This is a genomic window from Flavobacterium branchiicola (assembly GCF_018383905.1).
GTDB lineage: Bacteria > Bacteroidota > Bacteroidia > Flavobacteriales > Flavobacteriaceae > Flavobacterium > Flavobacterium branchiicola.
Window position 1 is genome coordinate 216922 of record NZ_JAGYWA010000003.1, and the last position, 20552, is coordinate 237473.

16 protein-coding genes are annotated in these 20552 nt (G+C 33.3%); 4 read left to right on the forward strand and 12 right to left on the reverse strand.

The window, feature by feature from the left end; genetic code table 11:
- Window positions 1-162: 162 nt before the first annotated feature.
- The 7 genes from acs to KHA98_RS08075 form a co-directional block, all read right to left on the reverse strand.
- Complete coding sequence (gene acs, locus KHA98_RS08045; RefSeq protein ID WP_213257049.1) at window positions 163-2070, reverse strand: acetate--CoA ligase; 1908 nt, start codon at window positions 2068-2070, stop codon at window positions 163-165.
- Window positions 2071-2565: 495 nt separating this feature from the next.
- The gene (gene ilvC, locus KHA98_RS08050; protein ID WP_213257050.1) at window positions 2566-4035 is read right to left on the reverse strand and encodes a ketol-acid reductoisomerase; all 1470 of its coding nucleotides are present in this window, start codon (window positions 4033-4035) and stop codon (window positions 2566-2568) included.
- Window positions 4036-4117: 82 nt separating this feature from the next.
- Window positions 4118-4639 carry an acetolactate synthase small subunit gene (ilvN, locus tag KHA98_RS08055; RefSeq protein WP_213257051.1) on the reverse strand — a complete coding sequence of 174 codons (522 nt, stop codon included), beginning with the start codon at window positions 4637-4639 and terminating at the stop codon, window positions 4118-4120.
- 89 nt (window positions 4640-4728) lie between these two features.
- On the reverse strand, window positions 4729-6417 hold the full coding sequence (ilvB, locus tag KHA98_RS08060; protein WP_213257052.1) for a biosynthetic-type acetolactate synthase large subunit: 1689 nt from the start codon (window positions 6415-6417) through the stop codon (window positions 4729-4731).
- Window positions 6418-6606: 189 nt separating this feature from the next.
- On the reverse strand, window positions 6607-8280 hold the full coding sequence (ilvD, locus tag KHA98_RS08065) for a dihydroxy-acid dehydratase (protein WP_213257053.1): 1674 nt from the start codon (window positions 8278-8280) through the stop codon (window positions 6607-6609).
- Window positions 8281-8552: 272 nt separating this feature from the next.
- Window positions 8553-9671 (reverse strand): 3-isopropylmalate dehydrogenase, encoded by a 1119-nt coding sequence (gene leuB / locus KHA98_RS08070; protein ID WP_213257054.1) that lies wholly within the window; start codon window positions 9669-9671, stop codon window positions 8553-8555.
- Between the two features lie 78 nt (window positions 9672-9749).
- Complete coding sequence (locus KHA98_RS08075; protein ID WP_213257055.1) at window positions 9750-10925, reverse strand: 2-isopropylmalate synthase; 1176 nt, start codon at window positions 10923-10925, stop codon at window positions 9750-9752.
- A gap of 155 nt (window positions 10926-11080) precedes the next feature.
- On the opposite strand from KHA98_RS08075, the gene KHA98_RS08080 reads away from it, so the two are divergent.
- Window positions 11081-12625 (forward strand): hypothetical protein, encoded by a 1545-nt coding sequence (locus tag KHA98_RS08080; protein ID WP_213257056.1) that lies wholly within the window; start codon window positions 11081-11083, stop codon window positions 12623-12625.
- Window positions 12626-12964: 339 nt separating this feature from the next.
- Here KHA98_RS08080 and KHA98_RS08085 read toward each other — a convergent pair whose 3' ends face one another.
- Window positions 12965-14620 carry a M1 family metallopeptidase gene (locus KHA98_RS08085; protein WP_213257058.1) on the reverse strand — a complete coding sequence of 552 codons (1656 nt, stop codon included), beginning with the start codon at window positions 14618-14620 and terminating at the stop codon, window positions 12965-12967.
- Window positions 14621-14825: 205 nt separating this feature from the next.
- Between KHA98_RS08085 and KHA98_RS08090 the strand changes: the two genes are divergently transcribed.
- Window positions 14826-15488 carry a carbohydrate-binding family 9-like protein gene (locus KHA98_RS08090; protein ID WP_246522222.1) on the forward strand — a complete coding sequence of 221 codons (663 nt, stop codon included), beginning with the start codon at window positions 14826-14828 and terminating at the stop codon, window positions 15486-15488.
- A gap of 78 nt (window positions 15489-15566) precedes the next feature.
- Here KHA98_RS08090 and ettA read toward each other — a convergent pair whose 3' ends face one another.
- From ettA to holA, 4 genes are all read right to left on the reverse strand, one after another.
- Window positions 15567-17258 carry an energy-dependent translational throttle protein EttA gene (gene ettA / locus KHA98_RS08095; RefSeq protein WP_031454670.1) on the reverse strand — a complete coding sequence of 564 codons (1692 nt, stop codon included), beginning with the start codon at window positions 17256-17258 and terminating at the stop codon, window positions 15567-15569.
- 39 nt (window positions 17259-17297) lie between these two features.
- Window positions 17298-17687 carry a four helix bundle protein gene (locus KHA98_RS08100; RefSeq protein ID WP_213257062.1) on the reverse strand — a complete coding sequence of 130 codons (390 nt, stop codon included), beginning with the start codon at window positions 17685-17687 and terminating at the stop codon, window positions 17298-17300.
- Between the two features lie 31 nt (window positions 17688-17718).
- On the reverse strand, window positions 17719-17901 hold the full coding sequence (locus KHA98_RS08105; RefSeq protein ID WP_095951261.1) for a CAL67264 family membrane protein: 183 nt from the start codon (window positions 17899-17901) through the stop codon (window positions 17719-17721).
- A gap of 67 nt (window positions 17902-17968) precedes the next feature.
- Window positions 17969-18973 carry a DNA polymerase III subunit delta gene (gene holA / locus KHA98_RS08110; protein ID WP_213257063.1) on the reverse strand — a complete coding sequence of 335 codons (1005 nt, stop codon included), beginning with the start codon at window positions 18971-18973 and terminating at the stop codon, window positions 17969-17971.
- A gap of 62 nt (window positions 18974-19035) precedes the next feature.
- Between holA and KHA98_RS08115 the strand changes: the two genes are divergently transcribed.
- Window positions 19036-19488 (forward strand): type I restriction enzyme HsdR N-terminal domain-containing protein, encoded by a 453-nt coding sequence (locus KHA98_RS08115; RefSeq protein WP_213257065.1) that lies wholly within the window; start codon window positions 19036-19038, stop codon window positions 19486-19488.
- Window positions 19489-19514: 26 nt separating this feature from the next.
- A complete protein-coding gene (locus KHA98_RS08120) occupies window positions 19515-20534 on the forward strand; it encodes a glycosyltransferase family 2 protein (RefSeq protein WP_213257067.1) in 1020 nt (339 codons plus the stop codon).
- Window positions 20535-20552 lie beyond the last annotated feature (18 nt).

The window sequence follows — 20552 nt, forward strand, 5'->3', positions numbered from 1 at the left end:
TTAGAGACTCGACAAAGATTGTTTTCTTTTGGAACGGAGTTACTTGTGAAGATTTCTCGTTCCTCGAAATGACAACTTTGACTTCAAACTAAAAGACTACATAAAAATAAAAATGCCTCTTAAAATTTTAAGAGGCATTTTTATTTTTATGTAGTGTAGAAATTAAATTCTTTCCTTCATAATTTCTTCAACAATTTCAGGATTCAATAAAGTTGATGTATCTCCAAAATTAGAGAAATCACCTTCGGCTATTTTACGCAAAATTCTACGCATAATTTTTCCTGAACGTGTTTTTGGCAAACCAGACACAAACTGAATTTTATCTAATTTTGCAATTGGTCCAATATGGTCTGCAATATATTGGTTGATCTCTTTGGTTAAGTTCGTTCTGTCTCTAACTTCTCCAGTTTCTTTCAGGATTACATAACCGTATAAAGCATTTCCTTTTATATCATGTGGGAATCCTACAATTGCAGACTCTGCAACTGCCGGATGTTCGTTGATAGCATCTTCAATTGGTGCTGTTCCTAAATTATGACCGGAAACAATTACAACATCATCCACTCTACCCGTGATTCTGTAATATCCAACTTCGTCTCTTAAAGCTCCGTCTCCTGTAAAGTATTTTCCAGGGAAAGCAGAGAAATAAGTTTCTTTGTAACGATCGTGATCTCCCCAGATTGTTCTGGCAATTCCAGGCCATGGGAATTTAATACATAAACTACCAACAACTTGATTTCCTTCAATTTCATTACGTTTTTCATCCATCAAAACTGGCTGAATTCCAGGTAATGGTAAAGTTGCATAAGTTGGTTTTGTAGGCGTTACAAAAGCAATTGGAGAAATCATAATTCCACCAGTTTCTGTTTGCCACCAAGTATCTACAACCGGACATCTCTTATCTCCCACGTGGTCATTGAACCAGTGCCAAGCTTCTTCGTTGATTGGCTCTCCAACAGATCCAATAACTTTAAGTGATTTTAGAGGATATTTTTGAATATAATCTAAACTTTCTTTTGCTAAAGAACGAATCGCTGTTGGTGCTGTATAGAATTGTGTGATTTTATGTTTTTCGATAATATCCCAAAAACGGCTAAAATCAGGGTAAGACGGAACTCCTTCAAAAATAACTGTTGTTCCCCCATTCAATAATGGTCCGTATAATATATAAGAGTGACCTGTAATCCATCCAATATCTGCAGTACACCAGAAAATATCATTTTCTTCGTGGCTGAAAACATTTTTAAAAGTATAAGCTGTGTAAACCATATATCCGGCAGTAGTATGCACCATACCTTTTGGTTTACCAGTAGATCCTGAAGTATAGAGAATAAATAAAGGATCTTCAGCATCCATAATTTCTGCAACACTATTATCCATAGCTGCGTCTAATAAAGGTTGTAACCATTCGTCACGACCTTCTTTCATTTTTACTTCTGTTTTAGTTCTTTTCGCTACTAAAACTTTTGTTACTGAAGGACAAGAGTCTAAAGCCTCGTCTACAATTCCTTTAAGATCAATTGTTTTGTTTCCTCTGTAACCTCCGTCAGAAGTAATAACCATTTTACATTCACAGTCATTAATTCTTGCAGAAACAGCTGAAGCTGAAAATCCTGCAAAAATAACAGAATGTATCGCTCCAATTCTTGCACAAGCTAAAACAGCTACGGCAAGTTCAGGAATCATTGGTAAATAAATACAAACTCTATCTCCTTTACGAACACCTTGCTCACGCAATACATTCGCCATTTTTGAAACTCGCTCGTATAATTCGTTATATGTTATATGTAAAGCTTCTTCAGAAGGATCGTTCGGTTCAAAAATAATAGCCGTTTTTTCGCCTCTTTTGCTTAAATGTCTGTCTATACAGTTTTTTGTGATATTAACCTTAGCTTCAGTAAACCATTTTACTTCAGCATCTCCCATATTAAAATCAACTACTTTCTCCCATTGTTGGTACCAAGTAAAATTTTCTTCTGCGATTTTACCCCAAAATTTTCTCGGTTCCCTTATTGACTTATTGTAATGTTTAAAATATTGTTCTAAATTTTCAATTTTATAATAACTCATACGTTTTTGGAATTTTTTTATAAATGTATTAAATCTCAGTGTATTCTTAAAATTATTTAATTCATAAATTTTGGCAAAAAAAAACACATATTAAAAAAAAAATCTCGTTTTTATGTGTTTAATATAAAAATATACATTTTAGCATTAAAATGCATATTGCAAAAAAGGCGTGGCAAATAAATACCACGCCTTTTTAATTTTAACAATTTCAATAACAATTAATTTCGTAATTAGTACACTACGTTTCCGTTTCTATTTTGAAAATAGAAGCATCTTTATTAATTAAAAAATAAATTTAAACAAGTATATTTATTTCTAAATATACCTCATTTAGGGAATAGCATCACTTAACTTACTTTCTCACAGAAGCTAAGTGAATGCAATATGCATCTATATCTTTTTTCTTAATAAGTGCTTACTAATTCAAAATATTATATAAAACAGAGATACAGTGCAAATCCCATCACAGTCGAATGTGTGGTAATTCCCAATTTATTATCCAATTTTTTTCATTGCTGTCATAGACTCTCTCAACCATGCTCCTACTTCTTCGATAGGATGTTGACGAATTTCTTTGTTTACAGCTATTAATACAGCATTATCTACTCCGTTTGAAGTTGAAAATGGTTTTCCGATTATATTTGTTTCAACAGTTTTCATGAACTCAGTTAATAATGGCTTACATGCGTGATCAAATAAATAACAACCATATTCTGCAGTGTCAGAAATTACACGGTTCATTTCAAACAATTTCTTTCTTGCAATTGTATTAGCAATCAAAGGCAATTCGTGTAATGACTCATAATAAGCTGATTCTTCTATAATTCCAGCCTCAGTCATTGTTTCAAAAGCTAGCTCAACACCCGCTTTAACCATTGCTATCATTAATACTCCGTTATCAAAATATTCTTGCTCAGAGATTGGAGCTTCTTGTGGTGCCGTTTTTTCGAAGTTAGTTTCTCCGGTTGCAGCTCTCCATTTCAACAAGTTAACATCATCATTAGCCCAGTCAGCCATCATAGTGCTAGAGAATTCTCCAGAGATAATATCGTCCTGGTGTTTTTGGAATAACGGACGCATAATGTCTTTTAATTCTTCTGCAAGCTCGTAAGCTTCAATTTTTGCAGGATTAGAAAGACGATCCATCATATTTGTAATACCACCATGTTTCAAAGCTTCGGTGATAGTTTCCCATCCAAACTGAATTAATTTTGAAGCATAAGCAGCGTCGATTCCTTTTTCAACCATTTTATCAAAACATAAAATAGATCCTGTTTGCAATAATCCACAAAGAATTGTTTGCTCTCCCATTAAATCTGATTTTACTTCAGCAACAAATGATGATTTTAAAACTCCTGCTTTGTGTCCTCCTGTTGCTACAGCATACGCTTTTGCCTGATCTAAACCAAATCCGTTTGGATCATTTTCCGGGTGAACAGCAATTAAAGTTGGTACACCAAATCCTCTTTTATATTCTTCACGAACCTCAGAACCCGGACATTTTGGAGCACACATAATAACAGTGATATCTTTACGAATTTGCATTCCTTCTTCAACGATATTAAAACCGTGAGAATATGCCAAAGTCGATCCATTTTTCATTAATGGCATAATTGCAGTAACTACAGCAGTATGTTGTTTATCTGGTGTTAAGTTACATACAAGGTCTGCAGTTGGGATTAATTCTTCATAAGTTCCCACTTTAAAACCATTTTCGGTAGCGTTTTTATAAGAAGCTCTTTTTTCAGCAATTGCATCTGCACGTAATGCATAAGAGATATCTAAACCTGAATCTCTCATGTTTAAACCTTGATTCAAACCTTGTGCTCCACAGCCTACAATGACAACTTTTTTTCCAGCTAATGCAGCAATACCGTCTGCAAATTCAGACTGCTCCATAAATTCGCAAACTCCTAATTGTTCTAATTGTAATCTAAGTGGTAATGTGTTGAAATAATTTGCCATTTTGTTTTAAAATATTTAATGAAATGAAATTTAATAATTGATTAATTTATAACTAGTTGTGATTAAAAATCTTTTTACTTTTTTACTTGAATGTTTCAAGCATTGTTGAGATTTCCATTTTCTCTTTAGAAACCGAAATTCTTCCTGAACGTACAAACTGCATAATTCCGTATGGTTTGAACTTTGCGTATAACTCTTCAATTTCTGAACGTCTTCCTGATTTTGAAATCACAAAGAAATCACGAGAAACCGTTACAATTGTAGACTGGCTTTCTTTGATGATGTTCTGAATTTGTTTTTCATCAAACAACAAACTTGAAGCGATTTTAAACAATGCATTTTCAAGATAAATAGTTTCTTCATCTGTATGATAAAATGCTTTTATAACTTCAATTTGTTTTTCAATTTGTCCAACAATATTCTGAACCCATTTCTCAGTAGTATTTACTACAATGATAAATCTTGAAACATTCTCTATTTCTGATTCAGAAACATTTAGACTTAATATATTAATGTGACGCTTTAAGAATATCCCTGATATTCTATTCAACAAACCCACATTATTTTCTGAGTATACCGATATGGTAAATGTTTTATCTTCCATTTTGTTTTTAGTTTTTTTTTCGTTTCAGGTTTCAAGTTTCAAGTTCTGCTAGGAACGTGAAACTTGAAACTTAAAACTTGAAACTTTTCTTAGCTTAATCTAATTGCTGAAACACAAGCTCCTGTTGGTATCATTGGGAATACATTATTCTCTTTTTCTACCATGACTTCTAAGAAATAAGAATCTTTTGAAGCAAGCATTTCTGCTACCGCTGCATCAAGATCTTCTCGTTGTGTTACTTTTTTAGATTTGATATGATACCCTTCTGCGATGGCAACAAAATTTGGATTAATCATTTTTGTTGAAGCATATCGGTTGTCAAAGAACAATTCCTGCCATTGACGTACCATTCCTAAAAATTCATTATTTAAAACCACGATTTTTACCGGAACCTGAGTCTGAAAAATTGTTCCCAGTTCCTGAATCGTCATTTGAAATCCACCATCACCAATAATAGCAACAACTTCACGCTCCGGTTTTCCCATTTTTGCTCCAATTGCAGCTGGAAGTGCAAACCCCATAGTTCCTAAACCACCGGATGTAATGTTACTTTTTGTTGAATTAAATTTGGCATATCGGCAGGCAAACATCTGGTGCTGACCAACATCTGAAACAATAATTGCATCCCCTTTTGAATGTTTATTGATCATTTCTAAAGTTTCTCCCATTGAGATTCCTTTACCATTTGTTGGATTTAATTCTTCTTTTATAACCGAATCAAATTCTATTTGATGTTTTTCCTTAAATTCATTATGCCATGCATCATGAGATTTCTCTTCAATTAATGGCAATAATGCCGCTAAAGCTTCTTTTACATCACCTAAAACAGCGATTTCAGTTTTAACATTTTTATCAATTTCGGCTGGGTCGATTTCAAAATGAATAACTTTTGCCTGTTTTGCATACGTTTTTAAATCTCCTGTTACACGGTCGTCAAAACGCATTCCGAAAGCGATTAAAACATCACATTCGTTAGTCAGTAAATTAGGTCCGTAATTTCCATGCATTCCCAACATACCAACATTTAATGGATGATCCGTTGGTAATGCAGACAATCCTAAAATTGTCCATGCAGCCGGAATTCCTGATTTTTCAATTACTGCTTTGAACTCCGCTTCCGCCTGACCAAGGATAATTCCTTGTCCAAAAACAATAAATGGTTTTTTAGCACTATTTATCAAAGCCGCAGCTTGAGCAACTTTATCTAAATTTAATTTCGGAACCGGAACGTAACTTCTGATTCCTGTGCATTTTTCGTACCTAAAATCAAACTCATCAAACTGAGCATTTTTAGTAATATCAATCAATACTGGTCCTGGACGTCCAGAACGTGCAATATAAAATGCTTTTGCAATAATTTCCGGAATCTGAGAAGCCTCAGTTATTTGGAAATTCCATTTTGTAACCGGAGTTGAAATTCCGATAATATCGGTTTCCTGAAATGCATCTGAACCTAGTAAATGTCTACCAACTTGTCCTGTAATGCAAACCATAGGAGTTGAATCAATCTGAGCGTCTGCAATTCCAGTCACTAAATTAGTTGCCCCCGGTCCAGATGTAGCAATTGCCACACCTACTTTTCCTGTAGCTCTTGCATAACCCTGAGCTGCATGTGTTGCACCTTGTTCGTGACGTACTAAAACGTGGTGTAACTGATCCTGAAATTTATATAATTCATCGTAAACCGGCATGATTGCTCCTCCAGGATAACCATAAACTAAATCTACTCCTTCTTCTAATAAACATCTTATAACGGCTTCTGCCCCTGATATTCTCATAGTATATTGTTTTTATCAATTTCAATGGCAATGTCAAAAATCAATATCAAATTCAATGGCAATATTTTAAAATCAATTTCAATTATAAATTTTAAATTGATCTTTTGTATTTCTATTTTTTATTGCAATTGATATTGATTTTTGAAATTGTTATTATCATTGAAATTGATTTTTGTAATTGTTATTTAATTAATTATCGGTAACGCAACCTGTTGATGCGCTTGAAACCGATTTGGCATATTTAAACAAAACTCCTCTGTCAACTTTTAGAGCTGGCTGAACCCAAGCTGCTTTTCTAGCTGCAAATTCCTCGTCAGATATCTTTAGGTCGATTGTATTTTTCACTGCATCAATGGCAATTATATCTCCATCTTTTACTAGTGCAATACCACCACCATCATAAGCTTCTGGTGTAACGTGTCCTACCACAAAACCGTGCGAACCGCCCGAGAATCTACCGTCTGTGATTAGTGCACAAGTGCTTCCTAATCCGGCTCCAATAATCGCAGATGTAGGCTTTAGCATTTCCGGCATTCCCGGACCACCTTTTGGTCCACAACCTCTAATGACGACTACATTTCCTGGTTTAATTTTTCCGGCCTCAAGACCTGGAATTACTTCAAATTCTCCTTCAAATACGACAGCTGGTCCTTCAAAGTATTCTCCTTCTTTACCGCTAATTTTTGCCACAGCTCCTTCTGAAGCAAGGTTTCCGTATAATACCTGAATATTTCCTGTTGGTTTTAACGCTTTTTGAATTTCATGAATAACTTCTTGTCCGTCTTGCAAATCCGGAGTAGAAGCTAAATTTTCTGCAACTGTTTTTCCTGTTACTGTCAAACAATCTCCATGAATCAATCCAACTTTTAATAAATATTTCATTACTCCTGGAATACCTCCAGCTTCATGAATATCTTCCATCATATATTTTCCACTTGGCTTCATATCAGCTAGAACCGGAGTTCTGTCATTAATAGCCTGAAAATCATCCAAAGTGATTGTAATACCAACAGAATGTGCCATTGCAATTAAGTGCATAACCGCATTTGTAGAACCTCCTAAAACCGCTACAATTGTAATAGCGTTTTCAAAAGCTTTACGAGTCATAATATCTCTTGGCTTAATATCTTTTTCTAATAAAATTTTAATTGCAGCTCCGGCAGCAAGACATTCATCTCTTTTTTCCTGACTTAAAGCAGGGTTAGAAGAACTGTATGGCATACTCATTCCTAATGCTTCTATTGCAGAAGACATAGTATTTGCAGTATACATACCACCACAAGCACCAGCGCCTGGACAAGCATTCTGAATAACACCTTTAAAATCTTCCGGAGTAATTTCGCCTTTTACTTTTTTACCTAAAGCCTCAAAAGCAGAAACGATATTTAAAGATTCTCCTTTCCATTTTCCTGAATGAATAGATCCTCCGTAAACCATCATCGACGGGCGGTTTAATCTTCCCATTGCAATAAGTGCTCCAGGCATATTTTTATCACAGCCAGGAATCGCAATAATACTATCGTACCATTGTGCTCCGGCAACTGTTTCAATAGAATCGGCAATTACATCACGAGAAACTAGTGAGTAACGCATTCCTTCCGTACCGTTTGAAATTCCGTCACTAACACCAATGGTATTAAAAATAAGTCCGACCAGATTTGCATCCCAAACACCTTTTTTAACATCTTTTGCTAAATCGTTCAAGTGCATGTTACATGTATTACCATCGTAACCCATGCTCACAATACCAACTTGTGCTTTTTTCAAATCTTCTTCAGTTAAACCAATACCATATAACATGGCTTGCGCCGCAGGCTGTGTTTGATCTTGAGTGATGGTTTTGCTGTACTTATTTAATTCCATTATGTATTATTTTATTTTAATTTTTGTTCAAAAAAAAACCTTCCAGTATTTGGAAGGTTTATAATATAGTTTGTTCAATTATATTTATACCATTCCTAACGCAGATGTGCTAATCACATTGACAACAACGACAGAAGTAATAATAATAATTGAGTTTTGCATTTTTTTTCTTTTCAGTGAGCCAAAAGTATAAAAACTTTAAGTACTAAAAAAATAAAATCTCAACATTTTGAACACTTCTTGTTATTTCTTATACGTTTTAACAAAAAATATTAAACAATTGTCGATTGTCCAATACTTACATTGTCATTATTAAAATAAAGCAAGTCATCTTTGCTGAAAATAAAATTAGAAACAAAGTCCCCTACTTCATTAGTACCGAATTTTGAATCCGGTTTTAAATCAACCGTAACCACTTTAAATTCTATTGCTTTTTCTACCGCTTTGTAAATTACATGAGCTTCTTTAGTTAATCCAAAATGTTCCAACAAAAGCGCTGCTGCTAAAATCGAAGCAATCGGATTTGCAATATTTTTTCCTTTTGCCTGCGGATAAGAACCGTGAATTGGTTCAAACAAAGCATTTTTTTCTCCTAAAGAAACTGATGGAAGCAAACCAATAGATCCCGTAATTACACTTGCTTCATCGGATAAAATATCTCCGAACAAATTCTCTGTTAGAATCACATCAAATTGTTTCGGATTTAAAATCAACTGCATTGCAGCGTTATCTACAAATAAGAAATCTAAAGCAACATCAGGATAACTTTCTCCCACTTTCTGAACTACTTTTCTCCATAATCTGGAAGTTTCCAAAACATTTGCTTTGTCAACCATAGTTAACTTTTTGCGTCGTTTTTGAGCCGATTTAAAAGCTAAATGGGTAATTCTGGTGATTTCTTCTTCTGAATATTCACATAAATCTGAAGCAACTGTTCCTTCTTCATTAAGTGTTTTTGCTCCAAAATAAGCTCCACCTGTTAATTCTCTGAAAATTGTAAAATCTGCACCTTCAATAATTTCTCTTTTTAAAGGAGAAGATTCAATTAATGCTTTATAAGGCTTGATTGGACGTATGTTTGCAAACAAACCTAATTCCTTACGCAATTTTAATAATCCTTGCTCCGGGCGAACTTTCGCATTCGGATTGTTATCATATTTTGGATCGCCAATAGCACCAAGCAAAACAGCATCGGTATTAAGACAAAGATTTAGCGTTTGTTCCGGGAGCGGGTTTCCTGTTTTGTCAATTGCAACTGCACCTATAAGTGCTTCTTCAAAAACAAATTCATGATTGTACACCTCACCGATAGCATATAATGCTTTTTTGGCTTGTAAAATTACTTCCGGTCCAATACCGTCTCCTGGTAAAACTGCTATTTTCAAATTCATAACGTCTCGTTCTTTATGATTTAAATCTTTATTTTTCTATTTTTCTTTCTTCTTTCTTCTTAGTCTTTTTCTAATAAACTAGCTTCTGATCAACTCTCCCTGAATTTTACAAGCTTCAATAATCTGATGAATATCAGCATCTATAACTTCTTTTTTAATATCAGCAAATTTCAAAAACTCAACATATACAATGTCTAATTGTACTTTTGTAAGCTCGTAACCTACTTTTTTAGCACGGTAAGCCAAAGCAGCTCTTCCGCTTCTTGCTGTCAAAATAATTGAAGATTCATTTACACCCACATCAAGCGGATCCATGATCTCGTAAGTTGCTCTGTTTTTAATAACACCATCCTGATGAATTCCAGAACTGTGCGCAAAAGCATTTGCTCCTACAATCGCTTTATTTGGCTGTACAATCATTCCCATACTTTCAGAAACCAAACGACTCATTTCGTTCAATTCTCTTGTATTAATGTTTGTATCTAAATTTAGGTACGGGTGTTGTTTAAAAATCATTACCACTTCTTCAAGAGCAGTATTTCCGGCTCTTTCACCAATACCATTAATAGTACATTCGATTTGTCTTGCACCATTAATTGCTCCTGCGATTGAATTTGCAGTAGCCATTCCTAAATCATTATGACAGTGACATGAAAGGATTACGTTTTCGATTCCTTTTACGTTTTCTTTTAAATATTTAATTTTTGCCCCGTATTCTTCAGGAAGACAATATCCTGTTGTATCAGGAATATTTAATACTGTAGCTCCGGATTTAATTACTTCTTCACAAACTTTTGCAAGGAAAGCATTGTCAGTTCTACCAGCATCTTCTGCATAAAACTCAACATCTTCTACATATGTTTTAGCATGTGCTACAGCAAATTTTGCTCTTGCAATAATATCTTCAGGCGTAGTTTGTAATTTGTGGAGTATGTGAGATTCAGATGTTCCGATTCCAGTGTGGATTCTAGGTTTCTTAGCATGCTTTAAAGCTGCTGCAGCAACATCAATGTCATTTTTTACGGCTCTTGTAAGTCCGCAGACAGTTGCATTTTCTACAATTTTACAAATCTCAGAGACCGATAAAAAATCGCCGGGACTTGACACAGGAAAACCTGCTTCGATGATATCAACTCCCATTTTGTCTAGTCGTTCTGCGATAACTAATTTTTGTTTAGTATCTAACTTACATCCCGGGACCTGCTCACCATCACGCAAAGTGGTGTCAAAAATTTGAACTTTCTCTCTATTCATATTCATTAATTTAATGTAATTTCACATTGTGATAACAAATATATATTGTACTTATGCAGTACGAAATTCGTTTTATTGAAATTATACTGTTCATAAAACATTTTATATTCTACCAAATAACTGATAATTAATAAGTTACATTATTATTTTTTACAATGGCTAACCATCAAAAAGATTTCTTATTTGTTCTGATTAAATCGCTTTCCAAATCTGAAAAAAGACAATTTAAAATTTTTGCGAGTCGATTAGAGACAAGTTCGAACACAAAATTTATCGAATTATTCAACATTTTAGACAAGTCTGAATCCTATGATGAAAAACTGATTCTAAAGAGTGGTGCTATAAAAAAAATACAGTTATCTAACTTAAAATCATATCTATACAAACAAATTCTGGTAAGTATACGTTTAAATATTCCCAGCCAGAATATTCGTTATCAATTACGCGAGCAAATAGATTTTGCAGGAATTCTATATAATAAAGGATTGTATAAACAGAGTTTAAAAATTCTGGATAAAACAAAACAAATAGCGCTCGAGAATGATGAAAAATATATGGCTTATGAAATTGTAGAATTCGAAAAACTAATCGAATCGCAATACATAACGAGAAGTATCCAGGGCCGCGCCGATGAATTGGTTATTCAGGCAAAGGAGTTGAATTATCGCAATACTATTTCTAGTAAATTATCAAATCTGTCTTTACAGCTTTACGGAATCATGCTAAAAACAGGATACGTAAAAAATGATGAAGAATACAAATACATTGACGATTACTTTAACAAACATATTGCAAAACTAGATGAAACTAAGTTTGGTTTTCGTGAAAAATACTGGTTTTACAATGCCAATTTATGGCGCAGTTTCTTAGTGCAGGACTTTTTGGCGAGTTATAAATATGCTTATAAATGGGTGCAGCTATTTTATGACAACCCAAATATGATTTACCAGAATCCGGTATTTTTCCTTAAAGGAAATCATTACTTTTTGGAGTCGCTTTATATGCTGAAGTATCAGTCAAATTTCAGGAAATATTTATCTCTTCTAGAAGAAACCATTGCAGATGATAAATTTCCGGTAAATGACAACATTGCATCGCTATCATTTCTATATGTTTATAACAATAAATTAAATCTGCATATTCTGGAAGGCACTTTTGAAGAGAGTGAATATTTGATTCCGGAAATTTTAGATAAATTAAAACTTCATAGTGAACATCTTGATGAACATCACGAAATGTTATTTTTCTACAAAATTGCTTCTATCTATTTTGGGAATGAAAAATACAATGAGTGTATTAATTATCTCGATAAGATTATCAATAATAAAAACCTGACGATGCGTGAGGATTTAATGTGCTTTGCAAGACTTTTATCATTGATTGCACATTATGAACTAGGAAAAGATTATTACCTGGAAAATCATCTGAAAAACACGTATAAGTTTCTACTAAAAATGAACGACTTACATGAAGTTCAAAAGGAAATTATTAAGTTTTTGAGAAACCTGAATAATTTTTATCCAACTGATATTAAAAAGGAATTTAAAAAAATGCACGCTCGTTTTGTAGAGCTTGAGAAGAACACTTACGAAAAAAGAGCTTTTTTATATCTGGATATTATTTCCTGGCTCGAAAGTAAAATTGAAAACCGGAAAATCGCTGATATTATTAAGGAAAAAGCGAAGTTGAATAGCCGATAGTTTTTTTTAAAATTCCAATTTAAAAAATTCCAAATTCCAATATAAAAAAAGCCTGAAAGATTCATCTTTCAGGCTTTTTTTTGTCATTTCGACGTAAGGAGAAATCGCACCAGAAACTCTACAAAGATTGGCGACAAACTTTGCGGAATCCCGCGTGCGATTTGCTTCGCCTACTCGCTGTCGCTCGGGTCTCCTTACGTCGAAATGACACACTTTGCGCAAAGTTTATATACAACAAACCCGACAGGTTTTAAAAACCTGTCGGGTTTACTAAACGTAAAAATCCCAAACTCCAACAATTGGAATTTGGGATTTTAAAAATTGAGAATTATCGAATTTCTATTCAATTATATTAGAAGTCGTAACATAAAAATTCTTATCAACTTCCAGTGTACGTTTTTCATCTGTTGTTTTTACAGATTGCCATTCAGTAGTTGGTTTTAACCAGGTTTCAACTCCGTTTAGTTTTACTTTTACAGGCAAATCAAATTTAGTTACGCAATTTGTCCAGTGATAGCCAAATGTTCCGTTTTTAAACATATATTCAAAAACCGGAATTTGTGTTGTAGTTAAATATTGGGCAAAAACTCTGTTGAAATTAATTCCTGATTGTTCATTGATATAATCCTCAATTTGTTTTCCGGTAACCGTTTGATGGTAAAAAGTTTTATTTAAACCTCTTAAAATAGATTTCCATTTTGCATCATCATTTATTACCTGACGAATCATATGCAGCATATTTGCTCCTTTCGGATACATATCTCCGGATCCTTCATTATTTACATCATAATGCCCTGTAATTGGCGTATCATTATGAATGTTTTTTCTGCATCCAATCACATATTCCGCTCCTGCTTCTTTACCATAATAATATTCAACAAAAAGACTTTCAGAATAGTTGGTAAAACTTTCATGAACCCACATATCAGCAATGTCTTTATAGGTAATATTATTAGCAAACCACTCATGACCAGACTCGTGAATGATGATAAAATCAAATTTTAATCCCCAGCCGGTTCCACTTAAATCGTTTCCTAAATACCCTTTTTTGTATTGATTTCCGTAAGTTACAGAACTTTGATGTTCCATTCCTAAATACGGAACTTCTACCAATTTATAACTATCCTCATAAAATGGATATGGTCCAAACCAGTTTTCAAACGCTTTTAGCATTCTTGGCGCATCTTTAAATTGCTCTTTAGCTAAAGCCAAATTATCTTTTAAAACATAATAATTACAATCTAAATCACCTTTTTCTCCTTTAAATTTTTCAGAGAAATTAACGTAATCACCAATATTGATATTTACACCATAATTATTGATTGGGTTTGACACGTACCAATTAAAGGTTTTAGTACCATCTTTCTCTTTTTTAATACTTTGCAATCTTCCATTAGAAACTTCTGTTAAATCTCCCGGAACATTCACACTGATAAGCATATTTTCTACTTCATCATACATATGATCCTTACATGGCCACCAAACACTCGCTCCTAACCCCTGACAAGATGTAGCAATAAAATCTTTTCCGTTATTATCTTTTTTCCAGGAGAATCCACCATCCCAAGGTGCTCTCACAGCCTCTTTTGGTTTTCCTCCAAAAGAAATCACCACTTCTTTCGTTTCTCCAACTTTTTGTTTTGCGGTTAACTGAATAAAAAAAGCATTTCCATCTCTTTCAAATTTCAGTTCTTTTCCATTCTGAGTTACTTTGTAAATCTGCATTGGTTCCTGCAAATCGATCTGCATTCTATCATTCTCTGTTAGAACAGTATAACGTACCGTATTTAAACCTTTTATTGTTTTATCTGATGGATTTACTTTTACATCTAAATGATAATATTTTAAATCCCACCAGGCTCTTTCTTTAGTAATGCTTCCGCGTAAAGTATCCTGATGTGTAAAAACAGTTTCTGACTTATTTAGAAGCCCTTGCGCATTTGCGCCGAAACCAATTAGAAAGGCGAAAAAAGCGCCACCAAAGTATTTTCTCATTATTAATAATTTTGTAGTAAATAAGGGCACTCACCCTGTTTAATAGATAACAAATGTAAACATTCAGATTAAGTATTCTAAAATTTTATGATTTCTGTTTAAAAAAATAATAAGCAAATTTATTATTGTTTGCTTATTTTAGTCTTTTCTAATTATTATTCCTTTCAATATGAGATCATTTACGATATTTTCATTTTTTGCTTTTATGTGTACGATCACAGCAAATTCGCAAAATATAATTATTTCCAAAACAAATGAAAAAATAAGTATTGATGGTGATTTATCAGATTGGAAAAAACCTTTTCAAGGTCCGTTCGTAATTCATAATTCAGGAGAAAAAGCTACTCAAAACACATTTGTTTCACTTTCGTGGAATGAGGAAAACCTTTATATAGCCTATCGTTCAGAAGATTCCAAGATTGTTGGTTCCAATCAGCCAAAAGATTCTCAAATTTTCAATACAGATGATTTAGTAGAAATTTTTATTGATCCTGATGGAGATGGACAAAATTATATTGAGATTGGAGTAAATGCTTTTTCAACTCACTATGATATGTTACTAAAATGCATTTCACCGGATTGTGGCGGATGGAACACTTCAATGGACTTTAATATAGAAGGACTTGAAGCAGTAAGCAAAACAACTAATGAAAGTTTTTGTGCCGAAATTAAAATTCCTTTTACCAGTCTGGAAAAAATCGAAAATGGCAATTTTTCAAAACCAAAAACCGGAACAAAATGGAAAGGAAATCTTTTCAGAATTGATTATGGAACAACCACTGAGTATCTGGCTTTACACCCCTATAAAAGCCTGGAATTTGGTTTTCATCAACCACAGGAGTTTGCTACTTTTGAATTTATGGAATAATAAAAAACAATCTTAGTAAGTAATAAAAAAAGCCTCAAATTAAATAATTTGAGGCTTTTACATATTTAAAACTTATTATTATCTAATTAGTTTTCTGTATTTCAGACGTTTTGGAGTTAAATCACCACCAAGACGTTTCTTTTTGTTTTCTTCATAATCAGAGAAACTTCCTTCAAAGAAATATACCTCAGAATCACCTTCGAAAGCTAAAATGTGCGTACAAATTCTGTCTAAGAACCATCTGTCGTGCGAAATAATTACAGCACAACCAGCGAAATTCTCCAAACCTTCTTCAAGAGCACGAAGCGTATTTACGTCAAGATCATTCGTAGGCTCATCCAGTAAAAGTACGTTACCTTCTTCTTTTAATGTCATTGCTAAGTGCAAACGGTTACGTTCTCCACCAGAAAGCATTGATACTTTTTTGTTTTGCTCTCCACCACCGAAATTGAAACGTGATAAATAAGCTCTTGAGTTAACTTGCTTTCCGCCCATCATAACTAATTCCTGACCGTCTGCAAAGTTTTCCCAAATAGATTTATTCGGATCAATATTAGAGTGTGACTGATCTACGTAAGCGATTTTTACAGTTTCTCCAACCGAAAACTCTCCACTATCTGTAGCTTGTTCACCCATGATCATTTTGAAAATGGTAGATTTACCAGCACCGTTTGGCCCAATAATTCCAACAATTCCCGCTTGTGGCAAAGTAAAGTTCAAATTATCATATAATAATTTTTCACCAAAAGCTTTCGCTACATTTTTCGCTTCAATAACATTTGTACCTAAACGTGGACCATTTGGAATGTAGATTTCCAGGTTTTCATCCAATTGTTTTTGGTCTTCATTTAATAATTTATCGTAATTCTGTAAACGTGCTTTTTGTTTTGTCTGACGACCTTTTGCACCTTGACGAACCCATTCCAACTCACGTTCTAAAGTTTTTCTCCTTTTAGAAGCCACTTTCTCTTCCTGAGCCATACGGTTTGATTTTTGATCTAACCAAGAAGAATAATTTCCTTTCCATGGAATACCTTCTCCTCTGTCTAATTCAAGAATCCATCCAGCAACATTATCTAAGAAATAACGGTCGTGCGTAACTGCAATTACAGTTCCTGCATATTGAGCTAAGTGTTGCTCTAACCAAAGAACTGATTCTGCATCAAGGTGGTTGGTAGGCTCATCTAATAACAATACATCTGGTTGTTGCAATAACAAACGACATAAAGCTACACGACGACGCTCACCTCCTGAAAGGTTTTTAATTGGTGTATCACCTTCTGGAGTACGTAAAGCATCCATGGCGATTTCTAATTTAGTATCGATTTCCCAAGCACCAAGAGCATCAATTTTGTCCTGTAAAGCTGCCTGACGATCCATCAATTTATCCATTTTATCTGGATCTGAATAATTTTCTTCAAGACCAAATAAATCATTAATTTGATTGTATTCTTCTAAAACCGCCATAGTTTCTGCAGCTCCTTCACGAACAATCTCGATAACTGTTTTAGAATCATCCAAAATTGGTTCTTGCTCTAAATATCCTACTGTGTAACCTGGTTGAAAAACAACATCACCCTGATAGTTTTTATCAACTCCTGCAATAATTTTTAAAAGAGAAGATTTACCAGAACCGTTAAGTCCTAAAATACCAATTTTAGCTCCATAAAAGAAACTTAAATAAATATTCTTAAGTACCGGTTTGTCTGCTCCCTGATAGGTTTTACTCAATTTCTGCATTGAGAAAATTACTTTCTTATCGTCTGACATATTATGTTAATTGTTAATTGTTTTTAGTTTATTGTTGAATTACTTAAATTTAAGTCCCTTGATTTCGCAATTTCTTAAATAATTCATCATCGCTCCTATTTTATTTTTTTCTATTTCACTCATTTCATTTAATTTCAAATGTTCTTCTTTTGAAATCAGTTTTTTATCATAAGCTCTGTAAGATTGTGATTTTACTTCTCCGACTGAACCTTTTGCAATACTCAAAAATTGTATAAATTCTCTATTCCCATTTCTTTCAAAACCTTCTGCAATATTATCCATTACAGATCCCGAACTCCTATCAATTTGATCTTTTAATGAATAATTTGTTTTTAAAGTTGTTGTTTGAATTAATAACTCAACATATTGACATAATTCTCTAGCTTTTTGCCAAATTTCTAAATCTTCAAATTTATCTATCCTAGCCATAACAACAAACTATAAACAACAAACTAAAAATTTAAACCCTGCCTTTAAGCGCATTAAAAACCCATGCATTAGCAAAAAAGCCAACTCCAACAGCAGCAAATCCCCAACCTGAAACATCGCTGTATCTAAAGATTCCAAGACCTATAAGCAACAATCCCATAAGTACCATTATAAAAGTAGCCCATCCTAAAACGGTATTTTTATTCATTCCCATAATTGTGTAATTATTTTTTAATCTGATTTATTTTTTTCGAAAGGCAAATATCGTGAATTATTACGGCTTAATTAAATATTTTATAAAGCATTTCTTTAAGCAAATCTGATTGCGGTAAAGCATTGGCACCTACACCTTTACTTTTTACATCAATATCACGTAAAGCTCCAACGATCTGACTCACTTTTCGCATTGGATAATTTTTTAATGCCAAATCGTATTCTTTCAGGAAATAAGGATTTACGCCAATTGCAGCCGCGACATTTTTTGGATTTTTATCCTTAAGACCATGATATTTTAAAAGCTGAACAAAAAAACCAAAAACAAGTCCGGTAGTCATGACAAGCGGATATTCTTTTGGATTGTGAGCAAAATTCTCTGCAATTTTATACGCTTTAAGCTGATTACGTTCGCCAATTGCTTTTCTTAGCTCAAACACATTATAATCTTTACTGAATCCGATATTTTCTTCGATATGCTGAGGCGTAATCATTGTTCCCTGCGGTAAAATAATCTGAAGTTTTTCCAATTCGTTGTTTATTTTACTTAAATCAGTTCCCAAAAATTCGACCAACATTGCATTCGCTTTTTGGTCAATTGTATATTTTTTACCCGCCAGAACACGTTTTATCCAGTCACCAACCTGATTTTCATACAGTTTTTTACTTTCATAAACGATTCCGTTTTGTGCTAATAATTTGGTAACTTTTTTACGTTTATCAAGAGTTTTGTATTTATAGCAAAAAACCAAAACCGTTGACTCCATAGGATTATTAACGTAAGATTCTATTTTATCTATTGTTCGGGATAAATCCTGCGCTTCTTTTACAATAACAACCTGACGATCAGCCATCATAGGATAGCGCTTGGCCGTTGAAACAATATCTTCAACCGAAACATCTCTACCATATAAAACAGTCTGATTAAACCCCTTCTCCTCTTCAGCCAATACATTCTGCTCAATATATTCAGATAACTTATCTATATAATAAGGTTCTTCACCCATTAAAAAATAAATAGGTTTAATATTTCCTGCCTTAATATCGTTGACAATTTTTACAACTTCGTCCATTTAAAATTTGTTTCTAGTTTAAAGTTGATATGAAACCTCAAACTATTTTCTATTTTTGCTTTATGTTAAAGCTAAATTTCCCTACTTATACTTTTCGATTCAAAAATAGCGAAAATAAAGTGTCTATTTTTGATGAAATCAGAAAAAAATTTATCATTCTTACCCCCGAAGAATGGGTTCGCCAACATGTTGTTCATTATTTAATGAATGAAAAAAAATACCCAAAATCACTCATAAATGTAGAGAAAGTTTTAACAGTCAACGGATTACGAAAAAGATATGACGTAGTTGTATTTAACCCAGACGGCTCTATACATATATTAGTAGAGTGTAAAGCACCCGAAGTAAAAATATCGCAGGCAACTTTTGATCAAATTGCCCGTTATAATATGACAATGCAGGCACGGTTTTTGAATGTGACAAACGGACTAAACCATTTTTATTGTCAGATGGATTTTGAAAACGAAAAATATGAGTTTTTAAGAAGCCTTCCAGATTACGAAATAAAAAAATAAAACAAAATATAAATACAAATTTACCTTTGGATAAAATAGTAATTGTCATTTTGAACTGGAACGGAGTAAAATTGCTTGAACAATTTTTACCTTCAGTTCTTCAATTTTCAGAGAATGCACCTATATATATAGCAGACAATGCTTCAACAGACGATTCTATTAATTTCGTCAGGCAAAATTTCCCATCCGTTAAAATAGTCCAAAATGATGGCAACTATGGTTTTGCAAAAGGCTATAATGTTGCCCTGAAAAATATTGATGCCGAAATTTATGCATTAGTAAATTCAGATATTGAGGTTACTAAAAATTGGCTTAACCCAATAATAGAAACTTTTGACGCAGAAAAACAAACCGCCATTATTCAGCCAAAAATTCTTGACTATAAAAACAAAGAATATTTTGAATATGCCGGAGGAGCCGGAGGTTTTATAGATAAATATGGTTTCCCCTTTTGCCGCGGACGTATTTTTGATACTTTAGAAAAAGACAATGGTCAATACGATGATAATTGCGAATTATTCTGGGCTTCAGGGGCCTGCTTTTTTATTAGAAAAGAGGTTTATGATGAACTACATGGTTTTGATGAAACTTTTTTTGCCCATCAGGAAGAAATAGATTTATGCTGGCGCGCAGCAAATGAAGGACATATTATAAAATACAACTCACAATCTGTAGTTTATCATGTTGGAGGCGCAACTTTACAGCAAGGAAATCCCAAAAAGACATTTTTGAATTTTAGAAATTCATTATTAATGCTTGTTAAAAATTTACCTAAAAAAGGGTTATTTTTTGTGATTTTCTTCCGTATGATTCTGGATGGTATTGCGGGTATCCGTTTTCTTACACAAGGTAAGTTCAAACATACTTTTGCCATTGTAAAGGCACATTTTGCATTTTATTGCATATCTTTAAAGTATCTAAAAAAGCGAAAAGATTTTCAAATACAGCGATACTATACCGTAAAAAGTATCGTTTACTTGTATTACATAAAGAAAATACTGGTTTTTAAAGAAATCTTTAACAGTAAACAAAATATTAAAAACTAAATTTGTAATCAACGTTTA

Excerpts from the sequence above, each read along its gene's own strand:
- leuB (WP_213257054.1), bottom strand. The coding sequence starts at position 9,671 with ATGAATTTGAAAATAGCAGTTTTACCAGGAGACGGTATTGGACCGGAA.
- ettA (WP_031454670.1), bottom strand. The coding sequence starts at position 17,258 with ATGTCAGACGATAAGAAAGTAATTTTCTCAATGCAGAAATTGAGTAAA.
- acs (WP_213257049.1), bottom strand. The coding sequence starts at position 2,070 with ATGAGTTATTATAAAATTGAAAATTTAGAACAATATTTTAAACATTAC.
- ilvD (WP_213257053.1), bottom strand. The coding sequence starts at position 8,280 with ATGGAATTAAATAAGTACAGCAAAACCATCACTCAAGATCAAACACAG.
- KHA98_RS08090 (WP_246522222.1), top strand. The coding sequence starts at position 14,826 with ATGTGTACGATCACAGCAAATTCGCAAAATATAATTATTTCCAAAACA.
- KHA98_RS08085 (WP_213257058.1), bottom strand. The coding sequence starts at position 14,620 with ATGAGAAAATACTTTGGTGGCGCTTTTTTCGCCTTTCTAATTGGTTTC.
- ilvC (WP_213257050.1), bottom strand. The coding sequence starts at position 4,035 with ATGGCAAATTATTTCAACACATTACCACTTAGATTACAATTAGAACAA.
- ilvB (WP_213257052.1), bottom strand. The coding sequence starts at position 6,417 with ATGAGAATATCAGGGGCAGAAGCCGTTATAAGATGTTTATTAGAAGAA.
- KHA98_RS08100 (WP_213257062.1), bottom strand. The coding sequence starts at position 17,687 with ATGGCTAGGATAGATAAATTTGAAGATTTAGAAATTTGGCAAAAAGCT.
- ilvN (WP_213257051.1), bottom strand. The coding sequence starts at position 4,639 with ATGGAAGATAAAACATTTACCATATCGGTATACTCAGAAAATAATGTG.
- KHA98_RS08105 (WP_095951261.1), bottom strand. The coding sequence starts at position 17,901 with ATGGGAATGAATAAAAATACCGTTTTAGGATGGGCTACTTTTATAATG.
- KHA98_RS08080 (WP_213257056.1), top strand. The coding sequence starts at position 11,081 with ATGGCTAACCATCAAAAAGATTTCTTATTTGTTCTGATTAAATCGCTT.
- KHA98_RS08115 (WP_213257065.1), top strand. The coding sequence starts at position 19,036 with ATGTTAAAGCTAAATTTCCCTACTTATACTTTTCGATTCAAAAATAGC.
- KHA98_RS08075 (WP_213257055.1), bottom strand. The coding sequence starts at position 10,925 with ATGAATAGAGAGAAAGTTCAAATTTTTGACACCACTTTGCGTGATGGT.
- holA (WP_213257063.1), bottom strand. The coding sequence starts at position 18,973 with ATGGACGAAGTTGTAAAAATTGTCAACGATATTAAGGCAGGAAATATT.